Source organism: Pseudomonas sp. H3_C08, assembly GCF_054669455.1.
The window spans coordinates 2,817,106-2,834,265 of the sequence record NZ_CP162803.1 but is presented as its reverse complement, the minus strand read 5'-3'; the positions used below and the strand labels follow the sequence as shown (position 1 = coordinate 2,834,265).

Below are 17,160 nucleotides of genomic sequence, written 5' to 3'. Positions count from 1 at the left end.
GTTGCCAACTGACCGGCGTATTACGCGTTACAGACTACAAAGCTTTTATTGCGCGGCGATTTACTCGCTGCGCATCAACGGATACAGCTCTTTGAGCAGCTTGCGCCGGCTGATCACCAACTGCCAGCGATGGCCGCCGAGCTGCCGCCACAGGCGCGCTGAACGAATGCCGGCGAGGAGCAGGGCGCGAATCTTCGAGGCGTTGCTTGGCTGCTGCAGATTGCGCATGTCGCCATGCACCTGAATGCGTTGGCGAAAGGTGCTCAGGGTGTCCTGGTACAGCGCGCCGCAAGCCGCGACCACGTTTTCGTGGGCCGGGCCGAAATGCTCGACTTGCGACTGGATCTGCGGCAAGCGCTTGCCGATGATGTCGAGCATGTCGTTGCGCTTGGCCAGTTGACGTTCCAGGCCGAGCATCGACAGGGCATAACGCAGCGGCTCGCGTTGCAGCGTGCTCGGGTCGCGTTCAAGGGCGCCAATCAGTGCACGGTAACCTTCGCGCAAATTGATGTCGTCGCCGCCGTACACGTCCAGCGTATCCTTCGGGTCGCGCACGAGCAGGCTGCCGAGCATGCAGCTCAGGCCGGCCTCGCTGGTCTGGCCGGTCTTGGCGATCCGGTCGACCAGCACGGCGGCGAGAAACACGCCGCCGAGCGCCGTCAGTTGCTCCTGAGTCGGGCTCATGCCTGGCCGCTCCACGGCTCGGCCACTTCGATCACGCCGCCACCGAGGCAGATTTCACCGTCGTAGAACACCACCGATTGGCCCGGCGTCACCGCGCGTTGCGGCTCGTCGAAAACGGCGCGGTAACCGCTGGCGGTTTTTTCCAGGGTGCAGGCTTGATCGCTCTGGCGATAACGCACTTTCGCGGTCAGGCGCAGCGGCTGGCTCAGGTCGATCGGGTTGACCCAATAGATTTCCGAAGCGAGCAGGGCGCTGGAAAACAGCCACGGATGGTTGTTGCCCTGGCCGACGATCAGCTCGTTGGTGTCGAGATCCTTGCGCAGCACGTACCACGGCTCGTCACCGGCATCTTTCAAACCGCCGATGCCCAGACCTTGGCGCTGACCGATGGTGTGGTACATCAAACCGTGGTGGCGGCCGATGACTTCGCCTTCGGTGGTTTTGATTTCGCCCGGTTGCGCCGGCAGGTATTGCTTGAGGAAGTCGCTGAAGCGCCGCTCGCCGATGAAGCAGATTCCGGTGGAGTCCTTTTTCTTGGCGGTGGCCAGCTCGTATTTCTCGGCAATGGCGCGCACTTCCGGCTTTTCCAGTTCGCCGACCGGGAACAGGGTCTTGGCGATCTGTTCGCCGCCAACGGCGTGCAGGAAGTAGCTCTGATCCTTGTTCGGATCGAGGCCTTTGAGCAGTTCGGTGCGGCCATCGATGTCGCGACGACGCACGTAGTGACCGGTGGCGATCAGGTCGGCGCCGAGCATCATGGCGTAGTCGAGGAACGCCTTGAACTTGATCTCGCGGTTGCAGAGGATGTCCGGGTTCGGCGTACGGCCGGCCTTGTATTCGGCGAGGAAATGCTCGAACACGTTGTCCCAGTACTCGGCGGCGAAGTTGGCAGTGTGCAGCTTGATGCCGATCTTGTCGCAGACAGCCTGAGCATCCGCCAGGTCGTCCATGGCGGTGCAGTATTCCGTTCCGTCGTCTTCTTCCCAGTTCTTCATGAACAGGCCTTCCACTTCAAAGCCCTGCTCGATCAGCAGGAGAGCGGAAACGGAAGAGTCCACGCCGCCGGACATGCCGACAATGACGCGCTTCTTGGATGTGTCAGAAGGGGCTGGATCACGCATAGGGATTCAATGAGTGTCTTGAAAAAGGACGCGATTCTAGCAGGCTCGCGGCCTCAAGGCTAAAGAGAAGGGCGGATCAGTTCGAGGCTGAAGTGATGGCCGGCCAGATAATCGTCGATGCAACGGATGATCAGCTCGCTGCGCCAGTTGTCGCGTTGAGCCATTAATTCGTCACGGGTCAGCCACTTGGCGCCGACGATGCCGTCATCGAGCTGGTAGTCGGGGTGGTGTTGCACGGCTTTGGCGCTGAAGCACACGCGCTGGTAAGTCACGCCGTTGCTCGGTGCGGTGTACAAGTAAATGCCGATCACGCCGGTAGGTTCGACGTCCCAGCCGGTTTCTTCGAGGGTCTCGCGCACGGCGGCGTCGATCAGGGTTTCGTCCGGGTCGAGATGGCCGGCGGGCTGGTTGAGCACGTTACGCCCAGCCTTGTGTTCCTCGACCATCAGGAAGCGGCCGTTGTCCTCGACGATGGTGGCGACGGTGATGTGGGGGAGCCATTCCATAAAACCTTCCTCAATCTATTGGTTGAAACCCAATCCCCTGTGTGAGCGAGCTTGCTCGCGAATGCGGTTTATCATTCAACATTTTCATTGACTGACCCGCCGCCTTCGCGAGCAAGCTCGCTCCCACAGGGGAAGTGTCAACTCTGGAAACACAAACCCCGGCACGAGGCCGGGGTTTGTGATGTTCCCTTTACAACCTTAAACCAGCGCAGCAATCGCCGCGTTGAGGGTTGCGCTTGGGCGCATGGCCTTGCTGATCAGCTCGGCATTGGCGTGGTAGTAACCGCCGATGTCGACTGGCTTGCCCTGAACGGCGTTGAGCTCGGCAACGATGGTTGCTTCGTTCTCGGTCAGGGTTTTGGCCAAGGTCGCGAACTGCGCTTGCAGTGCAGCGTCTTCAGTCTGGGCAGCCAGGGCCTGGGCCCAGTACATCGCCAGATAGAAGTGGCTGCCGCGGTTGTCGATGTTGCCGACTTTGCGCGATGGCGACTTGTTGTTGTCGAGGAACTGGCCGGTGGCCTGATCCAGGGTTTTCGACAGCACCAAGGCTTTCGGGTTGTTGTAGTTCACACCCAGGTGCTCAAGGGACGCTGCCAGTGCGAGGAACTCGCCCAGCGAATCCCAGCGCAGGAAGTTCTCTTCAACCAGTTGCTGCACGTGCTTCGGTGCCGAACCGCCGGCGCCGGTTTCGAACAGGCCACCGCCGTTCATCAGCGGCACGATCGACAGCATCTTGGCGCTGGTGCCCAGTTCCATGATCGGGAACAGGTCGGTCAGGTAGTCGCGCAGTACGTTGCCGGTCACCGAAATGGTGTCCTTGCCTTCGCGGGTGCGCTGCAGGGTGTACTTCATGGCGTCGACCGGCGCCATGATCTGGATGTCCAGACCGGTGGTGTCGTGATCCTTCAGGTAAGCCTGAACTTTCTCGATCACTACGCCATCGTGAGCGCGCATCGGGTCCAGCCAGAAGATCGCTGGCGTGCTGCTCGCGCGAGCACGGTTGACGGCCAGTTTGACCCAGTCCTGGATCGGCGCGTCTTTGGTCTGGCACATGCGGAAGATGTCGCCGGCTTCAACAGCCTGTTCCATCAGCAGGTTGCCCTTGCTGTCGGTGACGCGAACGACGCCGTCAGCCTTGATCTGGAAGGTCTTGTCGTGCGAGCCGTACTCTTCGGCTTTCTTCGCCATCAGGCCAACGTTTGGCACGCTGCCCATGGTGGTTGGGTCGAAGGCGCCATTGGCTTTGCAATCTTCGATCACAGCCTGGTAGATGGTCGCGTAGCAACGATCCGGGATCACCGCCTTGGTGTCGTGCAGTTGACCGTCGGTGCCCCACATTTTGCCGGAGTCACGGATCATTGCCGGCATTGAGGCGTCGACGATCACGTCGCTCGGCACGTGCAGGTTGGTGATGCCTTTGTCGGAGTTGACCATCGCCAGCGATGGACGAGCAGCGTAGACGGCGGCCATGTCGGCTTCGATCTGCGCTTGCTGCTCGGCCGGCAGAGCTTTGATGCGCGCGTACAGATCGCCGATGCCGTTGTTCAGGTTGAAGCCGATCTCGGCCAGCACGTCAGCGTGCTTGGTCAGGGCGTCTTTATAGAACTCGGCAACGATCTGGCCGAACATGATCGGGTCGGAGACCTTCATCATGGTCGCTTTCAGGTGAACCGACAGCAGCACGCCTTGGGCCTTGGCGCTTTCGATTTCAGCAGCGATGAACGCGCGCAGGGCGTTTTTGCTCATCACGGCGCAGTCGAGGATCTCGCCAGCCTGAACGGTGGTTTTTTCTTTCAGAACGGTAGCGGTACCGTCCTTGGCGATCAGCTCGATCTTCACGGCGTCAGCGGCGTCGATCAGGGCAGCTTTTTCGCTGCCGTAGAAATCGCCGGTGCTCATGTGAGCGACGTGGGATTTGGAGTCTTTGGCCCAGGCGCCCATTTTGTGTGGGTGCTTGCGCGCGTAGTTCTTCACCGACAGCGGTGCACGACGGTCGGAGTTGCCTTCACGCAGAACCGGGTTTACGGCGCTGCCCTTGACCTTGTCGTAACGCGCCTTGGCGTCTTTGTCGGCGTCGCTGGTCACGGTTTCCGGATAGTCCGGCAGGTTGTAACCCTGAGCTTGCAGCTCTTTGATCGCGGCTTGCAGCTGTGGCACCGAAGCGCTGATGTTCGGCAGCTTGATGATGTTGGCTTCAGGCGTAACGGCCAGGTCGCCCAGTTCGGCGAGGTGGTCGGCTACGGCTTTGTCGCCCAGTTGCTCGGGGAAGCTGGCCAGAATACGTGCTGCAAGAGAGATATCGCGGGTTTCCACGGCGATATCGGCCGAGGCGGTGTAAGCCTCGATGATCGGCAGCAGGGAATAGGTGGCGAGGGCTGGAGCTTCGTCGGTGAAGGTATAGATGATCTTCGAGCGGGTGGGCATATTCGGATTAACTCTCTCTTCTTTGCTAAAGCGTGCGCAGAAACTCGAGGGGCGCCGGGTAAGCGCGTTCGTTCAAAGTCATCCATGAACCGAATGTCGAGATTCTTCGCGGTGATGTTGGGTGCATCAGTAGAGCGTCAAGCAGTCGGACTGCGGTAACAACCCGACCAATCAGGCGGAAAGTCTCGTGCTAGAGAGGCCAGCCGTCGTGACCCTGTGGTCAGCGGGCGGCATTATACATAGGTAGCTGGCAATCTGCCGATGGTTCATATGCAACGATTCTCGTCCATTGGTCTAAAGGTCGCAGGGCGGGGTCGGGCGTAGAGTCGTCGCGAATGCTTGAGTTTGGCGCTTTTCCCTTTGCTTTCAGGCTTGTACGAAACGAGATGTAGGCGCGCCACGAACAGAGGGTTTGCGTGTTGATTTAACTGGGTTACGCTCGGACCAAGCCAGATGTTCAATCCAAACAATGGAGTTCAGCATGGGTTACAAGAAGATTCAGGTTCCAGCCGTCGGCGACAAAATCACCGTCAATGCAGACCATTCTCTCAATGTTCCTGATAACCCGATCATCCCCTTCATCGAAGGTGACGGCATTGGTGTCGACATCAGCCCGGTGATGATCAAGGTTGTCGATGCTGCAGTTCAAAAGGCATACGGCGGTAAACGCAAGATTTCCTGGATGGAAGTCTACGCCGGGGAAAAAGCCACTCAGGTTTATGATCAGGACACCTGGTTGCCTCAGGAAACTCTCGATGCCGTCAAGGATTACGTGGTTTCCATCAAAGGCCCGCTGACCACCCCGGTCGGTGGCGGCATCCGCTCGCTGAACGTGGCCCTGCGTCAGCAACTCGACCTGTACGTCTGCCTGCGCCCGGTGCGCTGGTTCGAAGGCGTGCCAAGCCCGGTGAAAAAGCCCGGCGACGTCGACATGACCATTTTCCGCGAGAACTCCGAAGACATCTATGCCGGTATCGAGTGGAAGGCCGGTTCGCCGGAAGCCACCAAAGTCATCAAATTCCTTAAAGAAGAAATGGGCGTTACCAAGATCCGTTTCGACGAAAACTGCGGCATCGGCGTCAAGCCGGTTTCGCTGGAAGGCACCAAGCGTCTGGCGCGCAAGGCCCTGCAATATGTGGTCGATAACGACCGCGATTCGCTGACCATCGTGCACAAAGGCAACATCATGAAGTTCACCGAAGGTGCCTTCAAAGAGTGGGCCTACGAAGTGGCCGCTGAAGAATTCGGCGCGACTCTGCTCGACGGCGGTCCGTGGATGCAGTTCAAAAACCCGAAAACCGGCAAGAACGTTGTGGTCAAAGATGCCATCGCCGACGCCATGCTCCAGCAGATCCTGCTGCGCCCGGCCGAATACGATGTGATCGCGACCCTCAACCTGAACGGCGACTACCTCTCCGACGCCCTGGCGGCGGAAGTGGGCGGTATCGGCATCGCGCCGGGCGCCAACCTGTCCGACACCGTGGCGATGTTCGAGGCCACCCACGGTACGGCGCCGAAGTACGCCGGCAAGGATCAGGTCAACCCGGGTTCGCTGATTCTCTCTGCAGAGATGATGCTGCGCCACATGGGCTGGACCGAAGCGGCGGATCTGATCATCAAGGGCACCAACGGCGCCATTGGTGCCAAGACAGTGACCTATGACTTCGAACGTCTGATGGACGGGGCCAAGCTGGTTTCGTCTTCGGGCTTCGGCGATGCGCTGATTTCGCATATGTAAAACGCGGGCACATAAAAACCGCCTGATTCTTCATTGAGTCAGGCGGTTTTTTATTGCTTGGGGTATTCAGGTGAAGATCAGTCAGCTCACGCTTTGGCAGTTGCGGCGGCGGCAGCAGCGGCAGCGCCAAAAGCAGCACTCTCAGCGGGGCTGGATGGTTCAATGACGACGTTTGTGATTTTTAGGGCATGCAGCCCCTTGGGGCCTTGAACAATCTCAAAACTCACCAGTTGTCCAGCCTTGAGGGTTCTATACCCGTCCATCTGAATGGCGGAGTAGTGCGCAAAGAAATCAATCTCTTTTCCGTCTTCATCGCGGCCTTCGCGGGCGTCGGTATTGATAAAGCCGAATCCCTTGGCATTGTTGAACCATTTCACCTTGCCGACAGCCATGCTCAAATCCCTCTGCAACAGACTCCATCGCTGGAGTATCATCCAATTCATCCGCAATCTTATTCGTTAAAAGAATTGACTCCGCGGATCTTTTTTACCCACTGTGGGTTCTATTGGTTGTAACACCGTTTTCCCGATAGTCAAGGTGACCGGGCAGTCGGAGTTGAAAACGTGGACAGCCGCCCCCACCACTGTATTTGCACAACTGACGAACCTTTCTTTCCATGCATGCAATCAGCCAGATTCGACTAACATTCAATCAGGATCGCCCGCTTCTCCAAAAGGATCTTCCAGAGGAGCACGACGACGATTCGGCAGGCGTTGCTGTTCAGGAAGCAAAGCCTGCGTTACAGGCGCCGCCGATGTACAAGGTGGTTTTGTTTAATGATGACTACACACCGATGGATTTCGTCGTCGAAGTGCTCGAGGTGTTTTTTAACCTGAATCGCGAGCTGGCGACCAAGGTCATGCTGGCCGTCCACACAGAAGGGCGGGCAGTATGTGGAGTGTTTACCCGCGACATCGCCGAGACAAAGGCCATGCAGGTCAACCAGTACGCCAGGGAAAGCCAGCATCCGCTACTCTGTGAAATCGAGAAGGACGGTTAATCGCCGACCACTTGGGTATGAGGTGAAGCTATGTTAAACCGCGAGCTCGAAGTCACCCTCAATCTAGCCTTCAAGGAGGCTCGTTCGAAACGTCATGAATTCATGACCGTCGAACACCTTTTGCTGGCCCTATTGGACAATGAGGCTGCCGCCACCGTTTTGCGTGCCTGTGGCGCAAACCTCGACAAACTCAAGCATGACCTGCAGGAGTTCATCGACTCCACCACGCCATTGATCCCCGTTCATGACGAAGATCGTGAAACCCAGCCAACCCTGGGCTTCCAGCGTGTACTGCAACGTGCTGTTTTCCACGTACAGAGCTCGGGCAAACGCGAAGTGACTGGCGCCAACGTGCTGGTCGCAATCTTCAGTGAGCAAGAGAGTCAGGCAGTGTTCCTGCTGAAACAGCAGAGCGTTGCGCGCATCGATGTCGTCAATTACATCGCTCATGGCATATCCAAAGTGCCGGGGCATGGCGATCACTCTGAAGGTGAACAAGATATGCAGGACGACGAGGGCGGTGAGTCTTCTTCTTCAGGCAATCCTCTGGATGCTTATGCCAGTAACCTCAACGAGCTCGCGCGCCAGGGTCGCATCGACCCGTTAGTCGGCCGTGAATCGGAAGTCGAGCGTGTCGCGCAGATTCTCGCGCGCCGGCGCAAAAACAATCCACTGCTGGTAGGCGAGGCGGGCGTGGGTAAAACCGCGATTGCCGAAGGCCTGGCCAAGCGCATTGTTGATAATCAGGTGCCGGACCTGCTGGCCAACAGCGTTGTTTACTCGCTCGACCTTGGCGCTCTGCTCGCGGGCACCAAGTATCGTGGTGATTTCGAGAAGCGCTTCAAGGCGCTGCTCAACGAACTGAAAAAACGTCCGCAGGCAATCCTGTTCATCGACGAAATCCACACCATCATCGGTGCCGGCGCTGCTTCCGGTGGCGTGATGGATGCTTCGAACCTGCTCAAGCCGCTGCTGTCGTCTGGCGACATTCGCTGCATCGGCTCGACCACGTTCCAGGAATTTCGTGGCATCTTCGAGAAGGACCGTGCCCTGGCGCGTCGCTTCCAGAAGGTCGATGTCGTCGAGCCGTCGGTGGAAGACACCATCGGTATCCTGCGCGGCCTGAAAGGGCGTTTCGAGCAGCACCACAACATCGAATACAGCGATGAGTCGTTGCGCGCCGCTGCTGAGCTGGCATCGCGCTACATCAATGACCGGCACATGCCGGACAAGGCCATCGACGTGATCGACGAGGCGGGCGCCTATCAGCGTCTGCAACCGGTCGAAAAACGCGTGAAGCGCATCGAAGTGCCACAGGTCGAAGACATCGTGGCGAAAATCGCACGGATTCCGCCGAAGCACGTCACCAGTTCCGACAAGGAGCTGCTGCGTAACCTGGAGCGCGACCTGAAGCTGACGGTGTTTGGTCAGGACGCGGCGATCGATTCGCTGTCGACCGCGATCAAGCTGTCGCGTGCCGGGCTTAAATCGCCCGACAAGCCAGTCGGTTCGTTCCTGTTCGCAGGCCCGACCGGTGTTGGTAAAACCGAGGCTGCGCGGCAATTGGCCAAGGCCTTGGGGATCGAGCTGGTTCGCTTCGACATGTCCGAATACATGGAGCGTCACACCGTATCGCGTCTGATCGGTGCGCCTCCTGGGTATGTTGGTTTCGATCAGGGCGGTCTGTTGACCGAGGCGATCACCAAGCAGCCGCATTGCGTATTGCTCCTTGATGAAATCGAGAAGGCGCATCCGGAAGTCTTCAACCTGCTGCTGCAGGTGATGGACCACGGTACGCTGACCGACAACAACGGGCGCAAGGCGGACTTCCGCAACGTGATTGTGATCATGACCACCAACGCTGGTGCCGAAACAGCAGCGCGTGCTTCGATCGGTTTCACCCATCAGGACCACTCGTCTGATGCGATGGAAGTGATCAAGAAGAGCTTTACGCCGGAGTTCCGTAACCGTCTGGACACCATTATCCAGTTTGGTCGCCTCAGTCATGAGGTCATCAAAAGTGTGGTGGACAAGTTCCTTACCGAGCTTCAGGCGCAGTTGGAAGACAAGCGTGTGTTGCTTGAGGTCACTGATGCTGCGCGTAGTTGGCTGGCGGCGGGTGGTTATGACTCGGCGATGGGTGCGCGTCCGATGGCTCGTCTGATCCAGGACAAGATCAAGCGTCCGTTGGCGGAGGAGATTCTGTTTGGCGAGCTGGCCGAGCATGGCGGTGTGGTGCACATCGACATCAAGGATGGTGAGTTGACGTTTGACTTCGAGACCACGGCTGAGATGGCCTGACGGTTTGATGTTGATTTGGAAGGCGCCTTCGGGCGCCTTTTTGTTATTTGTCGTTTGGGTTTTTTTGGGTGAATATCCGTTGCTGCGGTGATGGCTTATTACGGTTTCGCCCTTACGGCGACTCACTTTTTTACAAGCGCCTAAAAAAGTAAGCAAAAAACGCTTGCTCCTACGTGCGGCCCGCTCGCTGGGGCTCGGGGTTCCTTCGCTGCGGGATCGATCCGGGCGCAGCGCCTACGGTTTGCTTCGCTGCACCTCCTCTCGCTGTGTTTGGCTTCGCCAAACGGTCGCTGCGCTCCCACGCCCGGATCAATCCCTCCACTCAGCCTTCCGACGTCGCCTTACAGATCAAAAGCCTCAGCCGAGCTAACGCTCATCCTGTTGAGTGGTGAGGAGCAACAGCGTGTTCGGCTTTGGATTGATGTTGGATTCACCCCTCACCCCAGCCCTCTCCCGAGGGAGAGGGAGCCGATGGTGGGCCTCTCAAAATTGCGTTCAACTCGGACTTTCACGTCGGCGTAACTCTCCCAAACACCTCGGTCAGTCCCCTCTCCCTCTGGGAGAGGGTTAGGGTGAGGGGCTTTTGATCTGTTCCAGAATCTGAGTTCGACTCGGTATTTCAAGTCGGCGTAGCTCTCCCAAACACCTCAATCAGTCCCCTCTCCCTACGGGCGGTCCGACGTTTCGGGAGGGCTAGGGTGAGGGGCTTTTGATCTGGCTTTTGATCTTGCTTTGGCTTTTGATTTTTTGCCCCATCGGCAGGCCGAGCGTAGGTGTTCATCCGGGGGTTAGGCGCGCAGCGCCGTGCGGCGAAGCCGCATACATCGAGAGGAGGTGCAGCGAAGCAAACCGTAGGCGATGCCCCCGGATGGACACCGTAGCGAGGGAACACTGAGCCTCAGCGAAGTGCCGTACGCCGGGGCAAAGCCTTTTGGGTTACCTTTTCGGCGTTTGGAAAAGGTGACTCGCTGTAAGAGCGAAACCGCCAGCGGCCGCACCCAAAAAAAACGGATATGCCCCCAAACCCAAAAACCCAAAACGCACATACAAAAACGCCCGGCATAAACCGGGCGTTCTGTATTGACTTGATTAACGAGCGCGGTAAGTGATGCGCCCTTTGCTCAAGTCATAGGGCGTCAGCTCGACGCGCACTTTGTCACCGGTAAGAATACGAATGTAGTTCTTGCGCATCTTGCCGGAAATATGCGCGGTTACGACGTGCCCATTTTCCAACTCCACACGAAACATGGTGTTGGGCAGGGTGTCGACGACAGTGCCTTCCATTTCGAAGCTGTCTTCTTTCGACATGCAGTAAAGCCCTCGGTATCCAATGAATGGCCCGGTGCAACTGCGCCAGGCAAAAGCGGCGTGCATTGTGCCCGAAAAATGGGGTTTACGCCAAGGGGTTTACGGCTTGGGTTTAGTTGAGGATCACCCAGCGCTGATTAATCAGCAATTCGATGGGGCGATATTGCGTCTTGTAGTTCATCTTTTTGCAGTTCTTGATCCAGTAACCGAGGTACACCGCCTCAAGCCCGAGGCGCTGGCTCTCGGCGATTTGCCAGAGGATGGCAAATCGGCCAAGGCTGCGGCGTTCTTCGGCGGGTTCGTAGAAGGTGTACACGGCTGACAAACCGTTGGGCAGCAAATCGGTGACCGCCACGGCGAGCAACCGTCCGTCGAGTCGGAACTCGTAAAAGCGCGAGAACGGCAAGTCGCGGACCAGAAACGTCGCGAACTGATCACGGCTCGGCGGGTACATGTCGCCGTCTGCGTGACGCTGTTCGATGTAACGCTGATACAGGTCGAAATATTCTTCGCTGAATTGCGGTTTGGCCGGGCGCACCTGCAAATCCGTATTGCGCTTGAGAATCCGCTTCTGCTGACGATTGGGCATGAACTGCGCCACGGGAATGCGCGCAGGCACGCACGCATTGCAGTTCTGGCAATGCGGACGGTACAGATGATCGCCGCTGCGACGAAAGCCCATTTCCGACAGGTCTGCGTAGACATGCACATCCATGGGCTGACTCGGATCGAGAAACAGGGTCGTGGCCTGCTCTTCGGGCAGATAACTGCAAGAGTGAGGCTGAGTGGCATAGAACTTCAATCGCGCCAACTCGGTCATGATCAACCCTCGGGATAAGCTGGTAAATTAAGTGTAAGCCACGCGCGCAAAAGTCGCTCAGCAAACCCAGGTGGCACGATTGGGTTGGTCCAGATGGCGGGCCAGATAGTCGGCGAATTCCTGGCGGGGAATGGCTCTGGCGCCGAGGCTGTGCAGATGATCGGTCGGCATCTGGCAATCGATTAGCACGAATCCCGAGTCTTTCAGATGCCGCACCAGGGTCGCAAAGCCGAATTTCGAGGCATTGTCGGCGCGGCTGAACATCGATTCACCAAAAAACAATTGGCCCATCGCCAGGCCGTACAGGCCACCGACCAGTTCGCCCTGATCCCAGACCTCCACCGAATGCGCGAAGCCGCGACGATGCAGTTCGACATAGGCGTCCTGCATCGCCTCGGTGATCCAGGTGCCATCGGCGTAATCCCGTGGTGCGGCACAGGCGCGGATCACGGCATCGAAATCCTGATCGAAGGTGACTTGATAGCGTTCCTGACGCAGCAGTTTGCCGAGACTGCGCGAGACATGCAGTTCGTCGGGAAATAAGACGGTGCGCGGATCCGGCGACCACCAGAGAATCGGCTGACCCTCGGAAAACCATGGAAAGCAGCCATGGCGATAAGCTTGAATCAGCCGGTCGGCCGACAAATCGCCACCCGCAGCCAGCAATCCGTTGGGGTCGCGCATGGCCTTTTCCAGTGGCGGAAAAGTCAGGGAATTACGTTGTAACCAAGTCAGCATGGCATCCAGGCTTACAGAAGGGGAGGGCGGTGGGGCGTCTGGCCCGCGATAAAGTGTGCCGTTAAATGACAGGAATGTCGTCCAGATACTTCTCGGCATCCAGTGCGGCCATACACCCGGCACCGGCTGACGTTACCGCCTGGCGGTAAACGTGGTCGGCCACGTCGCCGGCGGCAAACACCCCGGGAATCTCGGTGGCGGTGGCGTCGCCGTCGCTGCCGCCCTTGACCCGCAAGTAGCCGTCGCGCATCGGCAACTGGCCTTGGAACAGGTCGGTGTTGGGCTTGTGACCAATGGCAATGAATACGCCGGCCAACGCCAGTTCGCGGGTTTCGCCGGTATGACTGTCCCGCAGTCGCGCGCCGGTGACGCCGCTGGCATCGCCGAGCACTTCGTCGAGATTCTGGTTCCAGTGCAGGCGCACGTTGCCGTTCGCAGCTTTCTCGAACAGTTTGTCCTGAAGGATTTTCTCCGAACGCAGTTTGTCGCGACGATGGATCAGGTGCACCTCTCTGGCGATGTTCGACAGGTAAAGTGCCTCCTCAACCGCCGTATTGCCGCCGCCGACCACGGCGACCACTTGATTGCGATAGAAGAAGCCGTCACAGGTCGCACAGGCGGAAACGCCTTTGCCGGCGAAGGCTTCTTCCGAGGTCAAGCCCAGATACTGCGCCGAGGCGCCGGTGGCAATGATCAGTGCGTCGCAGGTGTAAGTGCCGCTGTCGCCGACAAGCTCGAACGGGCGCTGCTGCAACTTGGCGGTGTGGATGTGGTCGTAAACGATCTCTGTGGCAAAGCGTTCGGCGTGTTTCTGCATGCGCTCCATCAGCACCGGGCCGGTGAGGCCTTCGACGTCACCGGGCCAGTTGTCGACCTCGACGGTGGTGGTGAGCTGGCCACCGGCCTGCAGGCCGGTGATGACCACGGGTTTGAGGTTGGCGCGGGCGGCATACACGGCAGCGCTGTAACCGGCCGGGCCGGAGCCGAGGATGATCAGGCGTGAATGCTTCGCTACGTTCATCAAATAGACCTCATAAGCCTTTGTCACAAAAGGTAATGCATGCTCAAATTGAGTCCCGGCTTCTGTGTGCTTGACTATGCTCGATCCTGGGGCTTGAAGCATGGCATCGCACGCACAAACCCGTACAATGCCGGGCTGTTACAGAATGTTCGCCGTGCGCTGTATTTATAAAAGCGGCAGCACAGTGTTAAAAGTAGTCTCAGTTGCGCTCGTTCACTTTTTTACCTGCCTGGATTGGGCAGTTTTTATCGTCATTCAATAGATGGACGCGCCTTGGGCGCAGGAAAAGAAGCGTTTTGAAGAAATCCACCGAAGCACCAAAAACAGTCGTCCCGCTCTGGCGCCAACAGTTGCACTACCGGCTCAAGGAAGGTGCATTGATCGCCATCGGCGCCTTGTGCCTGTTCCTGATGATGGCTTTGCTGACCTACGGCAAGGACGATCCAGGCTGGAGCCACAACAGCAAGATCGATGACGTACAGAATTTCGGCGGCCCGGCGGGTTCCTACAGCGCCGACATCCTGTTCATGGTGCTGGGTTACTTCGCCTATATCTTCCCGTTGCTGCTGGCGATCAAGGCGTACCAGATTTTCCGCCAGCGCCACGAGCCGTGGCAGTGGAGCGGCTGGCTGTTTTCGTGGCGTCTGATCGGTCTGGTGTTTCTGGTGTTGTCTGGCGCTGCGCTGGCGCATCTGCACTTTCACGCGGCCTCGGGCCTGCCCGCGGGGGCTGGTGGCGCGCTGGGCGAAAGCCTCGGCAATCTGGCGAAGAATGCGCTGAATATTCAGGGCAGCACCCTGTTGTTCATCGCGCTGTTCCTGTTTGGCCTGACAGTATTTACCGATCTGTCGTGGTTCAAGGTGATGGATATCACCGGCAAGATCACCCTTGATCTGTTCGAACTGTTTCAAGGCGCGCTCAATCGCTGGTGGTCGGCCCGTACCGAGCGCAAGCAACTGGTTGCGCAATTGCGTGAAGTCGACGATCGCGTGCATGACGTGGTCGCGCCGACGGTCACTGACAAGCGCGAACAAGCCAAAGTCAAAGAACGCCTGATCGAACGTGAGCAAGCCCTGAGCAAGCACATGTCCGACCGCGAGAAACAAGTGCCGCCGGTTATCGCCCCGGCGCCGGCCAAGGCGCCCGAGCCAAGCAAGCGCGTGCAGAAAGAGAAGCAGGTGCCGTTGTTCGTCGACAGCGCTGTGGAAGGCACCTTGCCGCCGATCTCGATTCTTGATCCTGCGGAAAAGAAACAACTCAATTACTCACCGGAATCCCTGGCGGCGGTCGGCCATTTGCTGGAGATCAAGCTCAAGGAGTTCGGTGTCGAGGTCACGGTGGATTCGATTCACCCGGGCCCGGTGATTACCCGTTACGAAATCCAGCCTGCCGCCGGTGTCAAAGTCAGCCGCATCGCCAACCTGGCCAAAGACCTTGCACGTTCCCTGGCCGTGACCAGTGTGCGGGTGGTCGAGGTGATTCCGGGCAAGACCACCGTCGGTATCGAGATTCCCAACGAAGACCGGCAGATCGTGCGCTTCTCCGAAGTGCTGTCGACGCCTGAATACGACAATTTCAAATCGCCGGTCACCCTGGCGCTGGGTCACGACATCGGCGGTAAGCCGGTCATTACTGACCTGGCAAAGATGCCGCACCTGCTGGTGGCCGGTACGACCGGTTCCGGTAAGTCGGTGGGTGTGAACGCGATGATCCTGTCGATCCTGTTCAAGTCCGGCCCGGAAGACGCCAAGCTGATCATGATCGACCCGAAAATGTTGGAACTGTCGATCTACGAAGGCATTCCGCATCTGCTTTGCCCGGTCGTGACCGACATGAAGGACGCCGCCAACGCCTTGCGCTGGAGCGTTGCCGAGATGGAGCGCCGCTACAAGCTGATGGCGAAAATGGGCGTGCGCAACCTGTCCGGCTTCAACGCCAAGGTCAAGGAAGCCCAGGACGCGGGCGAACCGTTGAGCGATCCGCTGTACAAGCGTGAAAGCATTCACGACGAAGCGCCGCTGCTGCAGAAACTGCCGACCATCGTCGTGGTGGTCGACGAATTCGCCGACATGATGATGATCGTCGGCAAGAAGGTTGAAGAACTGATCGCCCGTATCGCCCAGAAGGCCCGTGCTGCCGGTATTCACTTGATCCTCGCGACCCAGCGGCCGTCGGTGGACGTGATCACCGGTCTGATCAAGGCCAACATTCCGACGCGTATGGCGTTCCAGGTGTCGAGCAAGATCGACTCCCGCACCATCATCGACCAGGGTGGCGCCGAACAACTGCTCGGTCACGGTGACATGCTCTACATGCCGCCGGGCACCAGCCTGCCGATTCGGGTTCACGGTGCATTCGTATCCGACGATGAGGTACACCGTGTGGTCGAAGCGTGGAAACTGCGCGGCGCACCGGAATACAACGATGACATCCTCAACGGTGTCGAAGAAGCTGGCAGCGGTTTTGAAGGCAGCAGCGGTGGCGGCGACGGCGATGATCCGGAAGCCGACGCGCTGTATGACGAAGCCGTACAGTTCGTTCTCGAAAGCCGTCGTGCCTCGATTTCCGCTGTACAGCGCAAGCTGAAGATCGGCTACAACCGCGCCGCTCGGATGATCGAAGCCATGGAAATGGCCGGGGTCGTCACCTCGATGAACACCAACGGTTCCCGTGAAGTCCTGGCCCCGGGCCCGGTACGCGACTGATTGCAAACGCAAGAGGCGGGACAATGATGTGCCGCCGCTCTCCCAACGAGTATTCAAGAGGACTCCCATGCGTCTTATCCGCATGCTGCTGCCAGTACTGGCGCTGACCACTCTCACGGCCCACGCCGATGACAAGGACGTGGCGCGTCTGACCCAATTGCTGGAAACATCCAAGACCCTGAGCGCGAACTTCTCGCAGCTGACCCTCGACGGCAGCGGCACGCAGTTGCAGGAAACCACCGGCAACATGACCCTGCAGCGTCCGGGCCTGTTCTACTGGCACACCAATGCGCCAAACGAACAGACCATGGTTTCCGATGGCAAGAAAGTCACCCTGTGGGACCCGGATCTGGAACAGGCGACCATCAAGAAGCTCGACGAGCGTCTGACCCAAACCCCGGCGCTGCTGCTGTCCGGTGATGTGTCGAAGATCAGCCAGAGCTTTGATATCAGCGCGAAAGAGGCGGGCGGCGTGATCGACTTCACCCTCAAGCCGAAAACCAAAGACACTCTGTTCGATAACCTGCGTCTGTCGTTCCGCAACGGTCTGCTCAACGATATGCAACTGATCGACAGCGTCGGCCAGCGCACCAACATCCTGTTTACCGGGGTCAAGGCCAACGAGCCGGTATCGGCATCGAAGTTCAAGTTCGACATCCCCGAGGGTGCCGACGTGATCCAGGAATAAACACGTAAACCCTGTGGGAGCGAGCCTGCTCGCGAAAGCGATATTTCATCCAGCATTAATAGTGGCTGATACACCGCTTTCGCGAGCAGGCTCGCTCCCACAAGGG

Annotated in this window: 14 protein-coding genes and 1 pseudogene; 5 read left to right on the top strand and 10 right to left on the bottom strand. The window is 58.4% G+C overall.

Annotated features, from left to right (window positions below; all coding sequences use genetic code 11):
• Positions 1-60: 60 nt before the first annotated feature.
• The 5 genes and pseudogenes from hflD to AB4N74_RS12990 form a co-directional block, all read right to left on the bottom strand.
• Positions 61-684, bottom strand: a complete 624-nt coding sequence (gene hflD, locus AB4N74_RS13010) for a high frequency lysogenization protein HflD (protein WP_460100616.1) — start codon at positions 682-684, stop codon at positions 61-63.
• Complete coding sequence (mnmA, locus tag AB4N74_RS13005) at positions 681-1,805, bottom strand: tRNA 2-thiouridine(34) synthase MnmA (RefSeq protein WP_458831575.1); 1,125 nt, start codon at positions 1,803-1,805, stop codon at positions 681-683. Before mnmA ends, hflD begins: the two co-directional genes overlap by 4 nt.
• A 59-nt stretch (positions 1,806-1,864) precedes the next feature.
• Complete coding sequence (locus AB4N74_RS13000; RefSeq protein WP_093434285.1) at positions 1,865-2,311, bottom strand: NUDIX hydrolase; 447 nt, start codon at positions 2,309-2,311, stop codon at positions 1,865-1,867.
• Between the two features lie 28 nt (positions 2,312-2,339).
• Positions 2,340-2,438: pseudogene (locus AB4N74_RS12995) on the bottom strand (metal ABC transporter ATP-binding protein); the annotation flags it as partial.
• Between the two features lie 71 nt (positions 2,439-2,509).
• Positions 2,510-4,735 carry an NADP-dependent isocitrate dehydrogenase gene (locus AB4N74_RS12990; RefSeq protein ID WP_095124498.1) on the bottom strand — a complete coding sequence of 742 codons (2,226 nt, stop codon included), beginning with the start codon at positions 4,733-4,735 and terminating at the stop codon, positions 2,510-2,512.
• A gap of 481 nt (positions 4,736-5,216) precedes the next feature.
• Here AB4N74_RS12990 and icd point away from each other — a divergent pair, with 481 nt between their 5' ends.
• Positions 5,217-6,473, top strand: a complete 1,257-nt coding sequence (gene icd, locus AB4N74_RS12985) for an NADP-dependent isocitrate dehydrogenase (RefSeq protein WP_034155137.1) — start codon at positions 5,217-5,219, stop codon at positions 6,471-6,473.
• 86 nt (positions 6,474-6,559) lie between these two features.
• Here icd and AB4N74_RS12980 read toward each other — a convergent pair whose 3' ends face one another.
• On the bottom strand, positions 6,560-6,865 hold the full coding sequence (locus tag AB4N74_RS12980; protein WP_093434375.1) for a cold shock domain-containing protein: 306 nt from the start codon (positions 6,863-6,865) through the stop codon (positions 6,560-6,562).
• 224 nt (positions 6,866-7,089) lie between these two features.
• Between AB4N74_RS12980 and clpS the strand changes: the two genes are divergently transcribed.
• The gene (gene clpS / locus AB4N74_RS12975; RefSeq protein WP_016987405.1) at positions 7,090-7,473 is read left to right on the top strand and encodes an ATP-dependent Clp protease adapter ClpS; all 384 of its coding nucleotides are present in this window, start codon (positions 7,090-7,092) and stop codon (positions 7,471-7,473) included.
• A 30-nt stretch (positions 7,474-7,503) separates the two neighbouring features.
• The gene (gene clpA / locus AB4N74_RS12970) at positions 7,504-9,774 is read left to right on the top strand and encodes an ATP-dependent Clp protease ATP-binding subunit ClpA (protein ID WP_016987404.1); all 2,271 of its coding nucleotides are present in this window, start codon (positions 7,504-7,506) and stop codon (positions 9,772-9,774) included.
• A gap of 1,089 nt (positions 9,775-10,863) precedes the next feature.
• Here clpA and infA read toward each other — a convergent pair.
• The 4 genes from infA to trxB all read right to left on the bottom strand — a co-directional run bounded on the left by infA (position 10,864) and on the right by trxB (position 13,661).
• On the bottom strand, positions 10,864-11,082 hold the full coding sequence (gene infA, locus AB4N74_RS12965; RefSeq protein WP_002553999.1) for a translation initiation factor IF-1: 219 nt from the start codon (positions 11,080-11,082) through the stop codon (positions 10,864-10,866).
• A gap of 112 nt (positions 11,083-11,194) precedes the next feature.
• On the bottom strand, positions 11,195-11,902 hold the full coding sequence (locus tag AB4N74_RS12960) for an arginyltransferase (protein WP_093434294.1): 708 nt from the start codon (positions 11,900-11,902) through the stop codon (positions 11,195-11,197).
• A 57-nt stretch (positions 11,903-11,959) separates the two neighbouring features.
• Positions 11,960-12,640, bottom strand: coding sequence for a leucyl/phenylalanyl-tRNA--protein transferase (gene aat, locus AB4N74_RS12955; protein WP_093434297.1), 681 nt, complete (start codon positions 12,638-12,640; stop codon positions 11,960-11,962).
• A gap of 61 nt (positions 12,641-12,701) precedes the next feature.
• Entirely contained in the window at positions 12,702-13,661 is a 960-nt protein-coding gene (trxB, locus tag AB4N74_RS12950; RefSeq protein WP_116256743.1) for a thioredoxin-disulfide reductase, read from the bottom strand.
• A gap of 296 nt (positions 13,662-13,957) precedes the next feature.
• Between trxB and AB4N74_RS12945 the strand changes: the two genes are divergently transcribed.
• Both AB4N74_RS12945 and lolA read left to right on the top strand, forming a co-directional pair.
• On the top strand, positions 13,958-16,366 hold the full coding sequence (locus AB4N74_RS12945; RefSeq protein WP_034155142.1) for a DNA translocase FtsK: 2,409 nt from the start codon (positions 13,958-13,960) through the stop codon (positions 16,364-16,366).
• A 67-nt stretch (positions 16,367-16,433) separates the two neighbouring features.
• Complete coding sequence (gene lolA / locus AB4N74_RS12940; protein WP_186622500.1) at positions 16,434-17,054, top strand: outer membrane lipoprotein chaperone LolA; 621 nt, start codon at positions 16,434-16,436, stop codon at positions 17,052-17,054.
• Positions 17,055-17,160: the final 106 nt, after the last annotated feature.

Excerpts from the sequence above, each read along its gene's own strand:
- AB4N74_RS12990 (WP_095124498.1), bottom strand. The coding sequence starts at position 4,735 with ATGCCCACCCGCTCGAAGATCATCTATACCTTCACCGACGAAGCTCCA.
- clpA (WP_016987404.1), top strand. The coding sequence starts at position 7,504 with ATGTTAAACCGCGAGCTCGAAGTCACCCTCAATCTAGCCTTCAAGGAG.
- AB4N74_RS12960 (WP_093434294.1), bottom strand. The coding sequence starts at position 11,902 with ATGACCGAGTTGGCGCGATTGAAGTTCTATGCCACTCAGCCTCACTCT.
- icd (WP_034155137.1), top strand. The coding sequence starts at position 5,217 with ATGGGTTACAAGAAGATTCAGGTTCCAGCCGTCGGCGACAAAATCACC.
- AB4N74_RS12980 (WP_093434375.1), bottom strand. The coding sequence starts at position 6,865 with ATGGCTGTCGGCAAGGTGAAATGGTTCAACAATGCCAAGGGATTCGGC.
- aat (WP_093434297.1), bottom strand. The coding sequence starts at position 12,640 with ATGCTGACTTGGTTACAACGTAATTCCCTGACTTTTCCGCCACTGGAA.
- mnmA (WP_458831575.1), bottom strand. The coding sequence starts at position 1,805 with ATGCGTGATCCAGCCCCTTCTGACACATCCAAGAAGCGCGTCATTGTC.
- hflD (WP_460100616.1), bottom strand. The coding sequence starts at position 684 with ATGAGCCCGACTCAGGAGCAACTGACGGCGCTCGGCGGCGTGTTTCTC.
- lolA (WP_186622500.1), top strand. The coding sequence starts at position 16,434 with ATGCGTCTTATCCGCATGCTGCTGCCAGTACTGGCGCTGACCACTCTC.
- AB4N74_RS13000 (WP_093434285.1), bottom strand. The coding sequence starts at position 2,311 with ATGGAATGGCTCCCCCACATCACCGTCGCCACCATCGTCGAGGACAAC.
- trxB (WP_116256743.1), bottom strand. The coding sequence starts at position 13,661 with ATGAACGTAGCGAAGCATTCACGCCTGATCATCCTCGGCTCCGGCCCG.
- clpS (WP_016987405.1), top strand. The coding sequence starts at position 7,090 with ATGCATGCAATCAGCCAGATTCGACTAACATTCAATCAGGATCGCCCG.
- infA (WP_002553999.1), bottom strand. The coding sequence starts at position 11,082 with ATGTCGAAAGAAGACAGCTTCGAAATGGAAGGCACTGTCGTCGACACC.